Source organism: Mycobacterium sp. SP-6446 (assembly GCF_001954045.1).
Classification (GTDB): domain Bacteria; phylum Actinomycetota; class Actinomycetes; order Mycobacteriales; family Mycobacteriaceae; genus Mycobacterium.
In genome coordinates, this window is record NZ_MBEM01000264.1 from 1 (window position 1) to 13,903 (window position 13,903).

Below are 13,903 nucleotides of genomic sequence, written 5' to 3' on the forward strand. Positions count from 1 at the left end.
GCGGCCCGCAGCGCGCCCCGGGTCCCGAGAGCAATCCGGGTCATCGCATGCGCACCCAGGTGAACAATCCACCGATCCACGCCGCCAGCGGCAGGGCCGCGATGATCGCGGCTATCTCGACCCACTCGGCGATCATCCGCACCAGCGGGGTGAACCGGGTGATCGGCACCAGCAGCGCTGCGAGCAGACCGGCACCGCCGAACGCGGCCAGCACCAGTGCGCCCCACAGCACGGAGTACTCCGATGCGGCGGGCTCGTGCACAACGTATTTGACGACGCCCGCGCACGTCGCGGCCGCGGCGCCACACACCAGGGCGATGGCCTGCCGCTTGTCGGCGAACGCGCGTCCGCGGCTGATGAAGATCACCACGAACAGTCCGGCCAGCACCGCGGCCGCCACGCTCTTACCGCGGCCGGGCATCAACGTGGCCCACACCGCGGCGGGCAGCGTCAGCCCGGCCCCGACGCAAATTCCGGTCAGGACGTTATTCGCGCGCGTCGCCGCCGTCGCGATCAGCGCACCGCGCGGGGTGGTGTCCGGATTCACTTCTTCGTCGGCGCCCTCGTCGACGGGCGCCACCGCATCGACCGGGAGGCCGGCGCTGCGACGGAACAGATCGCGCCCCGTGATCGATCCGAAGTACGGTGGCCGGATCCGCGCCACCCACAGGGCGATCGTCGGGGCCATGGTCAGCAGCAACAGCAAGACGACCAGCGTGCACATGCCAAGCCACTGGGCGGGAATCGGCCACCACATCCGTGCCGCGGCTGCCGCCCCACCGAGGACGAGCACCGTCACCACCGTCGCCGCCACATTGGCGTGGCGCCCCGTGACCGTGGCGATGCCACACGTCAGCACCGCGGCCGCCAGGGCCGCGATGAACACATGCGCCGAGCCAAGGCGGCCGGGCGCCCCGAACGCGACGGCTGCCGAGAGCAACGGCAGCGCGAGCCAACCGAGCCCGTCGACCATGTCGGTGCGATCCGGCCACCAACGCCATACGGCCCAGGCGCCGCCGGAGGTCAGCAGACCGGCGGTGCCGGTCACGATGGCGGGCAGCAAGGAGTCGGTCGAAAGCCGTTGGCGCAGGGCCAATCCCAGCACCGTCAAGCAGGCCATCGCGAGGATGATCAAAGCCACGTGGGCGGCGGTTTGGACGGTGACGGGCTCGAACAATCTCTTGCCCATGCGGGCCAGTCCGGTGGATAACGATTCGTACTGCGGCTCGAAGGACTCACCCTCCACCGCGGGGACCAGTGCCAGGGTGGCGCCGTCCTCGACGCCGAGTTCGTCAAGTGTTTTGGTGACGTCCAGTCGCACGCCGTTGGCTTTGTGCAGTTCGTACCCGATGCCGGGTTCGAGTCCGGTCAGGCCGCGGCGCTTGAGCTCGTCGTTAAGGAGCTCGACGACATTGTCGATGAATACCTCGATCGGCACCGAAGCCGGATATACCTGCGAAACGAGGTGTTCTCCACATACGACCGCAACCGCACAACGCGCCGGAAACGACACTTTCGCCATTAGTGCGGCCTGTCGGCATCTGGAATGTATTTGTCGGCCAATGCTGCGGTGATCTCGAATAGCCGCAATCGTGTTTTCTTGTTCAACTCGTGCTGCGTGTCAATTATCCCGCCTTTCGCGAGATATGGGTCGTACGGCATGAATTCGACGGACGCGCCCGATTGCTCGAATCGCTCGGTGAGGTATGCGCGCGCCTCGCGATCGTATTTATCGCGGCTGTCGTTCAGGATGACCATGCTGCGAGACACCAGTTCGTGGTAACCCATCGACCGCAGCAGGTCGATCGCGCGGGTGACCGGCAGCGAGGTGTCAGCCGTCAACCCGGACACGAAGACCAGCGTGTCGCACGAGTCGAGCACCGCCTTCATCACCGGATGTTCCAGATCATCAGAGGTGTCCACAACGATGACGGTGTGCGTGCGGCGCAGCCGCGCCAGCACCCCGGTGAACATCGAAGCCACCAGCGGCCGCGGCTGGTCCGAAGCCCGGTTCCCGGCAAGCACATCGAGCCCAAGGTTGTTCTGTCCCAAGTGCTCTCGGATGTCCGCATAGCCCTGCACGTCGGTGTCGTTGAGCACGGCCGCATAGTCGCCCGGCGGGTTTTCGTCGATGCGCCCGGCCAGCGTCCCGAAGCCGGGAGCCGCGTCGATGGCCACGACGTTTTCGGGCCGGCATTCGCGGAAGACCGCCCCGATGCAGGCGGTCATCGTGGTCTTTCCGACGCCGCCCTTTCCCGACACCACCCCGATGACGTACTGCTTGCGGATGTGGCGCCGGATCCGCTCCACCAATTCGCGATAATGTCTTTCGGCGGGCGATTCGCCGAAGTTAATGGCTCGGAAAGATGCGCGGTATACAAATTTGCGCCAACCGCTACCCGGCGGAATTTTGCGGGGCGCGACCATATCGGAGATACGTAATGTTCCCGATACTGAGTCCGGGTTTTGGTGGCGAGCGGAGGGTGCTTCTCTCCGAGTCGGTCCGCCCTGTTCAGGTGAATTGGATGAGGCCGTCCACGGATTTGTCACGATGCCGATGCTATCATTTTCGCGATACCTCTCGACTAGACAACTTTTCGGTACGAATACCATTCCCGGTCGGCCGGCAGGCGCCGCACCATTTGGTTGATCGCCGAAGCGATGTGGCTCTTGGTACCCGGGGCGATGATGGTCCACTGCTTGCCCGCGGCGGAGACTTGTTCGACGACCAGCCGTCCTTCCGGCGTATCGATGATAGTCACCCCGCCCTGGTCGATGAAGGTCCGTGTGGGCCGGCCGGTGTCCACTCCGGCCTGGATCGCGACGATCGAGGCCTGGGCTGAACGGGCGGGGTCGGCGGCCAGCTCGAGCATGTGCAATTGATCGGGCTCGAGGTCTTGCTTTCTGCAGAATCTGCGCAACTCGTCCAGGCTGGTCGCGGCGGCGCGCATGGCTTCCGCGTCCAGGGTGACGGGCCGCAGCGACGCGGCTGTATTGGAGCCGCACAGCCGCTCGATCTGCGCGTTGAGTGCCGCGTTGGCGCTGCCTTCACTGCTCGTGATTCCCGCGCCGCTGAGCCGGACGATGTCGGCGGACCGTTCCATCGCGACCCACCATTGCGCGAACCTCGCGAGCAGTACCTTCGGCGGATCGTCGTCGTCGGGCAGGCGGAAGTAGATGATCAGTCCGATGTCGCGGCGGGACACGACGGTCAGCCATTCCAGCACCGTGCTGTCCACGGCACCCGTTTCGTCGATCACCCCGGCGGCGAGCAGTTCGGCGGCCACCGGGTGCTGTAACGCCATGTGCTTGCGCTCGACGCTGGGCAGGTGCGGCCGCAACCCCAGCTCGGGCGCCAGCACCTCTATACCGCTGAGGACCTGAAGGGCCCACAGCCCGTCCAATGTGGTGGTTAACACGGTGTTCCCTTGACGCAGACCCCAGGGGCGCACGCTCCGCGTACGCCCCCAGCAACTGCGCGGCTAACTGCTGAAGAAGCCGCCTATGCGAGGTTGAAGAAGCTGCCTATGTGCTGATCGGCGCCGATCGCGTCGTTATGCACGTTGGTCACGGTCTGGCCGTGCAGGCTGACGGTCTGGATGAGGCCTTCGAGCCCGTGCAGCATCTGTTGCTGCGCGTCGAAGAAGGACGTCGCACCGTGGCCCTGGAAGAAATCGGCGAGCGCCTGGGTGAGATGGAGGACATCGTCGTGGATCTCCATCAGCTGGGCAGCCTGGGTCCCGATGTCGCCGGCCAGGCCGCTGACTGCGGCGTGGTTGTAGACGATGTGATCTGTCATGTCGGTACTTCCTTACTTGAAAAGCGCCTGGAGATAGGGGCGATCGAGGGTGGACTTAGGTTGACTGCGCGCCCGCACCGAACAGGCCCGCGAGGTTGTGCGCCGAATCGGCTTCGTGGCTTTCCATGAACGTCGCGGACTGGCCGAGGCCGTGCGCCAACCGGTTACCGCCGTTCATCGCCTGCTGCAGATCGTGGCTGATCTGACCGGCGGTGTTCAGGGAAGTCGATCCGGCCTGCCCGGACCACCCCGTGGCGCTGACGATGTTCTCGTGGCCGCTTAAGTACTGATTGACAATGGCGGCTGCCTCTTGCAGTCGCGATTCGATTCGTTGCTGTGTGCTACGCAGGAGCTCCGGCGTAACAATGAGGCTGCTTGGCATGCGTTTCTCCCTCGATGTTCTATGCTCCCGAGCCGGGATATGGGTAGAAGTTTAGACAGGTATGGGCCGCTGTCACTTCAGTTCGTTTAATTCATCCACAGGTTCTGAGCTGGGCGTTTGCCCAAACGCCAGTAACGCCATGTCAGAAGCGGCGAGCAGATAGCTTTGCCGCGCTGCCAATGATCGTCAAAGGCCAGTGGCCCCGTCGGCCCGGCCGTCGGCATCCGAATCGGTCAGCCGGACGTTCCAGTGTCCGTCGCCGTCGGTGTCCACATACCCCGTAGCGCCGTTCTCGCCGGCGCACAGCACGCGATCCGCGACACCGTTTCCGTCGGTATCGAGTAATCGATCGTCGGGGCGCCCGTGCCCGTCGAAATCGACCAGCGGACCACCGGTGTGTTCCACGCCGTCGAGCGAGTACCAACGCAGCTGGCCGCCACGGTCTACGGCTACCGCCCACGTCCCCGATCCGTCGTCGGTGAAGTAACTCTCCGGGACACCGTCGTTGTCGACGTCGAGGACGGCGTGATCGGCGATCCCGTCGCCGTCGAAATCGGCCAACGCGTCGTCGCGCATCCCGTCACCGTCGAAATCCAGGCCAAAGGCATCGAGGCGACCGTCGCTGTCGAGGTCGAGGTCGGGCTGGCCGTGCCAGATGGCCGCTGCGCCCTGATCTCCGGCTAGGCAATAATCCATGCCTTGTCGGACGCCCGGCCTGCGCTACGGGTTCCGCCGCGATCGCCACCAGGCCAGCAGCTCGGCGGATGCCTCCTCGGTGGTCAACGGGCCGCGTTCCAGCCGCAGCTCTTTCAGGAACCGCCACGCCTCCCCGACCTGCGGGCCCGCCGGGATGTCGAGCAACTCCATGATCTGATTGCCGTCGAGATCGGGGCGCACCCGCGCGAGGTCCTCCTGGGCCGCCAGCTCGGCGATCCGCGACTCTAGCCGGTCGTAGCTGGCCTGCAGGCGCGCGGCCCGTCGCTTGTTGCGGGTCGTGCAGTCGGCCCGGACGAGCTTGTGCAACCGCGGCAGCAGCGGCCCCGCGTCGGTGACGTAGCGGCGCACCGCGGAGTCCGTCCACTTGCCGTCGCCGTAGCCGTGGAATCGCAGATGCAGATACACCAGCTGCGAAACGTCGTCGACCATCTGTTTGGAGTACTTCAGCGCCCGCAGCCGCTTCCGGGCCATCTTCGCGCCGACCACCTCATGATGATGGAAACTGACGCCACCGTTCGCCTCGTGCCGCCGCGTGGCCGGTTTACCGATGTCATGCAGCAAGGCGGCCCAGCGCAGCACCAGATCCGGGCCGCCCTCGGGGCGTGGGCCTTCCAGTGCGATCGCCTGTTGCAGCACGGTCAACGAATGCTGGTAGACGTCCTTGTGCTGGTGATGTTCGTCGATGGCCATCTGCATGCCGCCGACCTCGGGCAGCACCACCTCGCCCATCCCGGTCTGCACCAGCAGGTCGATACCGCCGACCGGGTCGTCGCCGAGTAGCAGCTTGTCCAACTCGGCGGCGACCCGCTCGGCGCTGATCCGGTCCAGCTGCGGTGCCATCTCTTCGATCGCCGTCCGCACCCGCGGCGCGACGGTGAAGCCGAGTTGCGACACGAACCGCGCGGCGCGCAGCATCCGCAGCGGGTCGTCGCCGAAGGACACCGACGGAGCCGACGGCGTGTCCAGCACGCGAGCGCGCAGCGCCGCCAAACCGCCTAGCGGGTCGAGAAATTCACCCGGCCCGGACGGCGTGACGCGCACGGCCATCGCGTTCACCGTGAAATCGCGGCGCACTAGATCGTCGTCGAGCCGGTCGCCGAACCGCACCTCGGGATTGCGCGACACCTGGTCGTAGCTGTCCGCGCGGAACGTCGTGATCTCGAGGCGATAATCGCCCTTGCCGACTCCGACCGTTCCGAACGCGATGCCGGTGTCCCACACGCTGTCCGCCAACGGCCGCACGATCTGTTCCACCTGTTCCGGACGCGCGTCGGTGGTGAAGTCGAGGTCCGGCGAGCTCAATCGGCCCAGCAACGCGTCCCGCACCGAACCGCCGACCAGATACAACTCGTGGCCCGCGTCGGCGAAGGCCGACCCGAGCTCGCGCAACACGGGGGCGTGCCGGTTCAGCGCGACCGCCGCGGCGGTCAGCAGATCGGCATCGGCTTGGGACACGTTCGATCAGCGTAGTCGGGCCAGAGCCCAGGCCTCGCCCGCGGCGAGTATGTCCGGAGGCCCAGCTCGTGCCAGCTACTATCGCTTGGGTGTCGGATGGCGAACAAGCCAAACCACGTCGGCGCCGGGGACGACGCCGACGCCGCGGCGCTGCCGGCTCGGCCGAGAACCTTACGAACGGCCAAGCGGCCGGTGACGCGCCGGTGACCAAACCACGCCGATCGCGCTCGTCGCGCGGCGTGCCGGACCGGCTGCGCACCGTGCACGAAACATCCGCCGGCGGGTTGGTCATCGACGGCCTCGACGGCCCGCGCGACAGCCAGGTCGCCGCCCTTATCGGTCGCATCGATCGACGCGGACGGATGCTGTGGTCGCTGCCCAAGGGCCACATCGAGCAGGGCGAGACCGCCGAACAGACCGCCATTCGTGAGGTTGCCGAGGAGACGGGAATACGGGGCAGCGTGCTGGCCGCGCTGGGACGCATCGACTACTGGTTCGTCACCGATGGCCGCCGGGTGCACAAGACCGTGCACCACTATTTAATGCGCTTCTCCGGTGGCGAGCTGTCGGACGAGGACCTCGAGGTCGCCGAAGTGGCCTGGGTGCCGATGCGGGAACTGCCGTCGAGGCTGGCCTACGCCGACGAGCGTCGGTTGGCCGAGGTCGCCGACGAACTGATCGACAAGTTGCAGAGCGACGGTCCCGCCGCGCTTCCGCCGCTGCCGCCCAGCTCGCCGCGGCGCCGCCCGCAGACGCATTCGCGCACCCGGCATTCCGACAAACCTGCCGGCCGGAAGAACGGTCACGGGCCGGGGCCGTGATTGTGCCGCGACTCTGCTGGACGGGCCTGGTGCGTATTGCCGCCGTGGTCGGCATGGTGGCCGGTTTTGCGGTACTGCTCAACGGGCCCGTCATCGCGCCGCGCGCGGCCGCCGGCGAACCCGGGTCGACGCCGTTTGTCCGTATCCGCATCGACCAGGTGACCCCGGACGTGGTCACGACGACGAGTCAACCGGTCGTCACGGTCAGCGGCATGGTGATCAATATCGGCGACCGCCCGGTCCGCGACGTCATGGTCCGACTCGAGCACGCCGCGCCCGTCGCCGCCTCGGCGGGCTTACGCACCACCCTGGACGGTGGCACCGACCAATACCAGCCGGCAGCGGATTTCCTGACGGTCGCACCGGAACTACAGCGCGGTCAACAAGCCGCCTTCACCCTGTCCGTCCCGCTGCGGTCGTTGAGCAAGCCATCGTTGGGCATCGATCAGCCTGGGATCTACCCAATCCTGGTCAATGCCAACGGAACTCCTGACTACGGCACCCCCGCCCGGCTCGACAACGCGCGCTTCCTGCTGCCGGTGATCGGTGTGCCGCCCGACCAAGCCGACGACCTGGGCTCAGCCGTTGCGCCCGATACGTCGAAACCCGTGTGGATCACGATGCTGTGGCCGCTGGCCGATCGGCCCCGGTTGGCTCCGGGCGCGCCCGGCGGCACCATTCCGGTCCGGCTCGTCGACGACGACTTGGCCACCTCGCTGGCCACCGGTGGTCGGCTGGACATCCTGCTCTCGGCGGCCGAGGGCGCCACAAGCCACGACGTCGACCCCGACGGCGCGGTCGGACGCGCGCTGTGCTTGGCGGTCGACCCGGATCTGCTGGTCACCGTCAACGCGATGACGAGCGGCTACGTCGTGTCGAACTCGCCCGACCTTGCCGCGCAACAACCCGGTAGCCCCACCCACCCGGGGTCCGGTCAGGCCGCTGCGACGGTGTGGATGAACCGGTTACGCGCGCTGGCCCACCGCACCTGCGTCACCCCGCTGCCCTACGCGCAAGCCGACCTCGACGCCTTGCAGCGCGTCAACGATCAGGGGCTGAGCGGGATCGCCACCAACGGCGTCGGCGACATCGTCGACCACATTCTCGACGTCCCCTCCGCCCGCGGGGCCACCCTGCTGCCCGACGGCCCGCTGACCAACCGAGCGGTCGACTTGCTCAGCGCCAACGACAACACGGTCGCTATCGCGGCGGCCGACCTGGCCGCCCAGGACTCCGCCAGCGACTCGCCCACGACGGCCGACACGAAACCCCGTCGGTTGTCTCCTCAGGTGGTGCTCGCGCCGTTCGACCCGGCCGTCGGCGCCGCGCTGGCCGCGGCGGGGACCGACCCGACCGTGCCTACCTATCTGGACTCGTCGCTGACGGTCCGTCTCGCGCACGACTCGGAGACCGCCCGGCGCCAGGACGCGCTGGGTTCCATGTTCTGGCACTCCTTGCAGCACGACGCCGCGCCGCGCACCCAGATCCTGGTTCCGCCGGCGACATGGCACCTGCAGGCCGACGACGCGCAGGTGATCCTGACCGCGCTGGCTACCACGATCCATTCCGGCCTGGCGATACCGCGACCACTTCCCGCGCTGATTGCCGAGGCCGCGGCCCACAACGAGGCGCCGGCGCCGACGGACGCCTACCTCTCGGCCCGCGGCCGCTTCGGCGACGACGTGACCGCCGACATCGGCCACCAGGTCGGCAGGCTGTGGGGGCTGACATCGGCGCTAACCACCGACGAGCGCAGCGGCCTGACCGGCATCCAGTACACCGCTCCCCTGCGCGAGGACATGCTGCGCGCGCTCAGCGAAGCCGAACCGCCGGACACCCGCAACGGGCTGGCCGCACAGCGCCTAGCGGTGGTGGGCAAAACCATCAACGACCTGTTCGGTGCCGTCACGATCGTCAACCCCGGCGGCTCCTACACCCTCGCCACCGAGCACAGCCCCCTCCCGCTGGCGCTGCACAACGGCCTCGCCGTCCCCATCCGGGTTCGCCTACACGTCGACGCCCCGCCCGGAATGAACGTCTCCGACGTCGGCCAGATCGAACTGCCGCCGGGATACCTGCCGCTGCGGGTGCCCATCGAAGTGAACTTCACCCAGCGGGTCGCCGTCGATGTGGCGCTGCGGACGCCGGACGGCCTGCGGCTGGGCGAGCCGGTGCGCTTGTCCGTGCACTCCAACGCCTACGGGAAGGTGCTGTTCGCGATCACGCTGAGCGCGGCGGCGATCCTGGTGCTGCTGGCCGGGCGCCGGCTGTGGCACCGATTCCGCGGCCAGCCCGACCGCGCCGACCTGGATAGGCCCGACCCTCCCGACCACCGACCCGCCCGTTCGCGAGACGAGGTCCCCGATCGGGTCGATCAAGAGCACCGGGTATGAAACCCGCCTACCGGCGACCCCAGCCGCGGCCGCAACCTCGGCCGGGCACCCGGGGGCCCGCCTCGCCGCCGACCGGGCCACTGCCTCCGGTGCCGGAGCTGGCACGGCGACGACCCGAACTGTCCGACGCCGCCCTGGTGTCGCGCTCCTGGGCGATGGCGTTCGCCACGCTGATCAGCCGGATCACCGGATTCGCCCGCATCGTCCTGCTGGCCGCCATCCTCGGCGCCGCACTGTCCAGTGCCTTCTCGGTGGCCAACCAGCTGCCGAACCTGGTCGCGGCGCTGGTGCTGGAGGCGACGTTCACGGCGATCTTCGTTCCGGTGCTGGCCCGTGCCGAGCAAGACGACCCCGACGGCGGCGCGGCGTTCGTGCGGCGCCTGGTTACGTTGACCACCGCGCTGCTGCTGTTTGCGACGGCGCTGTCGGTGGTCGCCGCACCGCTGCTGGTCCGCCTGATGCTCGGCCGCGCTCCTCAGGTCAACGAACCCCTGACGACCGCCTTCGCCTACCTGCTGCTGCCGCAGGTGCTCGCCTACGGCCTCACCTCGGTATTCATGGCAATCCTCAACACCCGCAACGTGTTTGGGCCGACGGCCTGGGCGCCCGTCGTCAACAACGTTGTCGCGCTCGCAACCCTGGGTGTGTATCTGGCGGTCCCCGGCGAACTTTCGGTCGATCCCGTTCGGATGGGCAACGCCAAGCTGCTGGTGCTCGGCGTCGGCACCACCGCCGGCGTGTTCGCGCAGACGGCGGTCCTGCTGATCGCGCTGCGGCGCGAGCGCGTCAGCCTGCGCCCGCTGTGGGGAATCGACCAGCGGCTCAAGCGATTCGGTGCGATGGCCGCCGCGATGGTGCTCTACGTGCTGATCAGCCAGCTCGGCCTGGTCGTCGGCAACCAAATAGCCAGCACCGCAGCCGCTTCCGGACCGGCGATTTACAACTACACCTGGCTCGTGCTGATGCTGCCGTTCGGCATGATCGGCGTGACGGTGCTGACCGTGGTGACGCCGCGGCTGAGCCGCAACGCCGCCGCCGACGACACCCGGGCGGTGCTGGCCGACCTGTCCCTGGCCACCCGACTGACACTGATCACGCTGATCCCGATCGTGGCATTCATGACCGTCGGCGGGCCGGCGATCGGCAGCGCCCTGTTCGCCTACGGGCATTTCGGCGGGGTCGACGCGGGATACCTGGGGGCCGCGATCGCGTTGTCGGCATTCACGTTAATCCCTTACGGACTGGTGCTTTTGCAGCTGCGCGTGTTCTACGCGCGCGAACAGCCGTGGACACCGATCGTGATCATCCTCGTCATCACGGCCGTCAAGATCGTCGGCTCGGTACTGGCCCCGCACCTCACCGGCGACCCCAAGCTGGTGGCCGGTTTCCTCGGGTTGGCCAACGGCATCGGTTTTCTCGCCGGCGCGGTCGTCGGCTACCACTTGTTGCGGCGCGCGCTGCTGCCCCGCGGCGGCCACCCGGTCGGCGTCCGGGAAGTGCGCACGGTCCTGGTGACGGTTGCCGCGTCGCTGCTGGCCGCGCTGATTGCGCATGTAGCCGACCGGCTGCTGGGGCTGAGCGACCTGACGGCCCGCGGGGGCGCCGCCGGTTCGCTGCTGCGACTACTGGTGCTGGCGACCATCATGTTGCCGATCATGGCCACGGTCATGGTCCGCGCGCAGGTCCCCGAGGCCCAGGCGGCGCTGGGCGCCGTCAGTCGCCGGATCCGGGCCCGCCGCGGGCGCTGGGAGCAACCGCCGGCGCGTCGCACGGCGGCTGTACCGGATCGATCGTCTCACCGTCGGCCGGTCACGTACCCTGAGCAGAGGAATTCGTCCCCGCCGGGGGTAGGTGCGGTCCAGGAGCCGATCCGGCGCAGGCCTCCGGAGCGGGCCGACAGCGTCCGGATAGCGAAAGGACCGGAGGTGACCGACCGCCCAGTAGACAGCGCCGCATCCGGCCCCGCGTCAGGCGGCAAGCTACCGCGTCCTGTTGCCGACGACTTCGAGCCCGACATTCCGGCCGCCGATATTCCGGCCAAGCCCGATTCCGCGGCGCCGCGGCCGTCCGACCAGCGCAACGGCGATCTCAACGGCGAAGCCGCGCGCGGGCCGATCCCCTTCGACGCGCCCCGCGAGCGCGGCGCGGACTCGTCGGCGTCCACCGACGACGTCCACCTGGTGCCCGGCGCTCGCATCGCCGGTGGCCGCTACCGGCTCCTCGTCTTCCACGGCGGGGCGCCGCCCCTGCAGTTCTGGCAGGCGCTCGACACCGCGCTGGACCGGCAGGTGGCGCTCACATTCGTCGATCCAGACGGCGCCCTGCCGCATGACGTGCTGCAGGAGGTCCTCGCCCGCACGCTGCGGCTGAGCCGGATCGACAAGCCCGGTGTCGCCCGAGTGCTCGACGTCGTGCACACCGGATTCGGTGGCTTGGTGGTCGCGGAGTGGATTCGCGGCGGCTCGCTGCAGGAGGTGGCCGACACCGCGCCGTCGCCGATCGGCGCCATCCGGGCGATGCAGTCGCTGGCCGCCGCCGCGGACGCGGCCCACCGCGCCGGGGTCGCCCTGTCGATCGATCACCCCAGCCGGGTGCGCGTCAGCATCGAGGGCGACGTTGTGCTGGCCTACCCGGCCACCATGCCCGACGCCAATCCGCAGGACGACATCCGCGGAATCGGCGCCGCGCTGTACGCCCTGCTGGTCAATCGTTGGCCGCTGCCGGAGCACGGGGTCCGCAGCGGACTGGCCCCGGCCGATCGCGATTCCTCGGGCCTGCCCGTCGAACCCACGGTCATCGACCGCGACATTCCCTTCCAGATCTCGGCGGTCGCGGTTCGCGCGGTTCAGGAAGACGGCGGAATCCGCAGTGCGTCAACACTTTTGAACCTGTTACAGCAGGCGACCGCGGTAGCGGACCGCACCGAGGTGCTCGGGCCCGTCGACGACTCACCCCTAGCGCCGAGCCTCCGCGAACCCGCCGGTCCGCTGGATGAGGCCACGTTTGCGCGGCGACGCCGCAACGTGCTGATCGGGGTGGGCGCCGGCGTCGTGGTCCTGGTGGTGGCGCTGTTGGTGCTGGCGTCGGTGGTGAGCAAGATCTTCGGCAACGTCGGCGGCGGCCTCAACAAGGACGAGCTCGGACTCAACGGGCCGTCGTCGTCGACCAGCTCGTCGGCCCCCAGCTCCGCTCCGGCGGGCGCCGTCGTCAAACCCACCAGGGCGTCCGTCTACTCCCCTGACGGTGATGCCGACAATGCGGGTACGGCCGGGCAGGCGATCGATGGCGACCCCACCACCGCATGGGCTACCGAGGTCTACACCGACGCCGTTCCGTTCCCCAGCTTCAAGCAGGGCGAAGGTTTGATGCTGCAGCTGCCCAGCCCCACCGTCGTCGGGCAAGTCACGATCGACACTCCGAGCAGCGGGACCAAAGTCGAGATCCGGGCGTCGTCCACCCAGACGCCGTCGAAGCTGGAGGACACCACCGTGCTCGCCCCGGCCTTCACGCTCAAACCCGGCCACAACGTCATCCCGGTCAAGGCCGGGTCGCCGACGTCGAATCTGCTGGTTTGGATTTCCACGCTGGGAACCACCAACGGCAAGAGCCAAGCCGGGTTCTTCGAAATCACGGTTCAAGCCGCATCCTGACGGCGCTCACAGATCTGGCGTGCGGTGAAGTGCCGCGCCATCACCGATTGGTTACTGTCCGGCCGTGGGCGTGGGGGGAGAGGTCGAGCGCGAACGCAGCGACGCCGAGCTGCTCGCCGCCCACGTTGCCGGTGACCGCTACGCGTTCAGCGAGCTGTTCCACCGTCACCGTCGCCAGCTGCACCGCCTGGCCCGGCTGACCACCCGCACCCCCGAGGACGCCGAAGACGCGCTGCAGGACGCCATGCTCTCGGCCCATCGCGGCGCAGGTTCGTTCCGGCATGACGCCGCGGTCGGCAGCTGGCTGCATCGCATCGTGGTCAACGCCTGCCTGGACCGGCTGCGGCGCACGAAGACGCAGCGGACCGTGCCGCTCGAGGATGTCTACCCGGTCGCCGATCGCAGCGTGCAGGTCGAAACGGCGATGTTGGTGCAACGCGCCCTGGGCCGGCTCCCGATCGAACAACGGGCCGCGATCGTGGCCGTCGACATGGTGGGCTGCTCGGTCGCCGACACCGCCCGGCTGCTCGGCATCCCCGCGGGCACCGTCAAGAGCCGATGCGCCCGCGGCCGGGTTCGCCTCGCCGAGCTGCTCGGCTACCTCAACACCGGCGCCCACGCCGCACCCGAGGCTCCAGCCGGTCAGGCCTGACGCTTCCGCGGGCCGCGTGTGGCCATCGGTCCGT

11 protein-coding genes are annotated in these 13,903 nt (G+C 68.4%); 4 read left to right on the top strand and 7 right to left on the bottom strand.

Annotated features, from left to right (window positions below; translation table 11 throughout):
- Positions 1–40: 40 nt before the first annotated feature.
- From eccD to A5736_RS24325, 7 genes are all read right to left on the bottom strand, one after another.
- Positions 41–1,522 carry a type VII secretion integral membrane protein EccD gene (gene eccD / locus A5736_RS24295; RefSeq protein WP_076249065.1) on the bottom strand — a complete coding sequence of 494 codons (1,482 nt, stop codon included), beginning with the start codon at positions 1,520–1,522 and terminating at the stop codon, positions 41–43.
- Entirely contained in the window at positions 1,522–2,550 is a 1,029-nt protein-coding gene (locus tag A5736_RS24300; RefSeq protein ID WP_076129087.1) for a MinD/ParA family protein, read from the bottom strand. The genes eccD and A5736_RS24300 overlap by 1 nt, the downstream gene beginning before the upstream one ends.
- 35 nt (positions 2,551–2,585) lie before the next feature.
- Entirely contained in the window at positions 2,586–3,419 is an 834-nt protein-coding gene (locus A5736_RS24305; protein ID WP_076249066.1) for an ESX secretion-associated protein EspG, read from the bottom strand.
- Positions 3,420–3,502: 83 nt separating this feature from the next.
- On the bottom strand, positions 3,503–3,799 hold the full coding sequence (locus A5736_RS24310; RefSeq protein ID WP_076249067.1) for a WXG100 family type VII secretion target: 297 nt from the start codon (positions 3,797–3,799) through the stop codon (positions 3,503–3,505).
- A gap of 55 nt (positions 3,800–3,854) precedes the next feature.
- Positions 3,855–4,181, bottom strand: coding sequence for a WXG100 family type VII secretion target (locus A5736_RS24315; protein WP_076129082.1), 327 nt, complete (start codon positions 4,179–4,181; stop codon positions 3,855–3,857).
- A 186-nt stretch (positions 4,182–4,367) separates the two neighbouring features.
- A complete protein-coding gene (locus A5736_RS24320; RefSeq protein ID WP_076249068.1) occupies positions 4,368–4,877 on the bottom strand; it encodes a pullulanase in 510 nt (169 codons plus the stop codon).
- Between the two features lie 24 nt (positions 4,878–4,901).
- Complete coding sequence (locus tag A5736_RS24325) at positions 4,902–6,353, bottom strand: CCA tRNA nucleotidyltransferase (protein WP_076249069.1); 1,452 nt, start codon at positions 6,351–6,353, stop codon at positions 4,902–4,904.
- A gap of 89 nt (positions 6,354–6,442) precedes the next feature.
- Here A5736_RS24325 and A5736_RS24330 point away from each other — a divergent pair, with 89 nt between their 5' ends.
- The 4 genes from A5736_RS24330 (at position 6,443) to sigM (ending at position 13,869) form a co-directional block, all read left to right on the top strand.
- Positions 6,443–7,174: an NUDIX hydrolase gene (locus A5736_RS24330; RefSeq protein WP_083667706.1), complete on the top strand. Its 732-nt coding sequence runs from the start codon at positions 6,443–6,445 to the stop codon at positions 7,172–7,174.
- Positions 7,171–9,567 carry a hypothetical protein gene (locus A5736_RS24335; RefSeq protein WP_139333539.1) on the top strand — a complete coding sequence of 799 codons (2,397 nt, stop codon included), beginning with the start codon at positions 7,171–7,173 and terminating at the stop codon, positions 9,565–9,567. Before A5736_RS24330 ends, A5736_RS24335 begins: the two co-directional genes overlap by 4 nt.
- Positions 9,564–13,217 carry a murein biosynthesis integral membrane protein MurJ gene (locus A5736_RS24340; protein WP_076249071.1) on the top strand — a complete coding sequence of 1,218 codons (3,654 nt, stop codon included), beginning with the start codon at positions 9,564–9,566 and terminating at the stop codon, positions 13,215–13,217. The genes A5736_RS24335 and A5736_RS24340 overlap by 4 nt, the downstream gene beginning before the upstream one ends.
- 64 nt (positions 13,218–13,281) lie before the next feature.
- Positions 13,282–13,869 (top strand): RNA polymerase sigma factor SigM, encoded by a 588-nt coding sequence (sigM, locus tag A5736_RS24345; protein WP_076249072.1) that lies wholly within the window; start codon positions 13,282–13,284, stop codon positions 13,867–13,869.
- Positions 13,870–13,903: the final 34 nt, after the last annotated feature.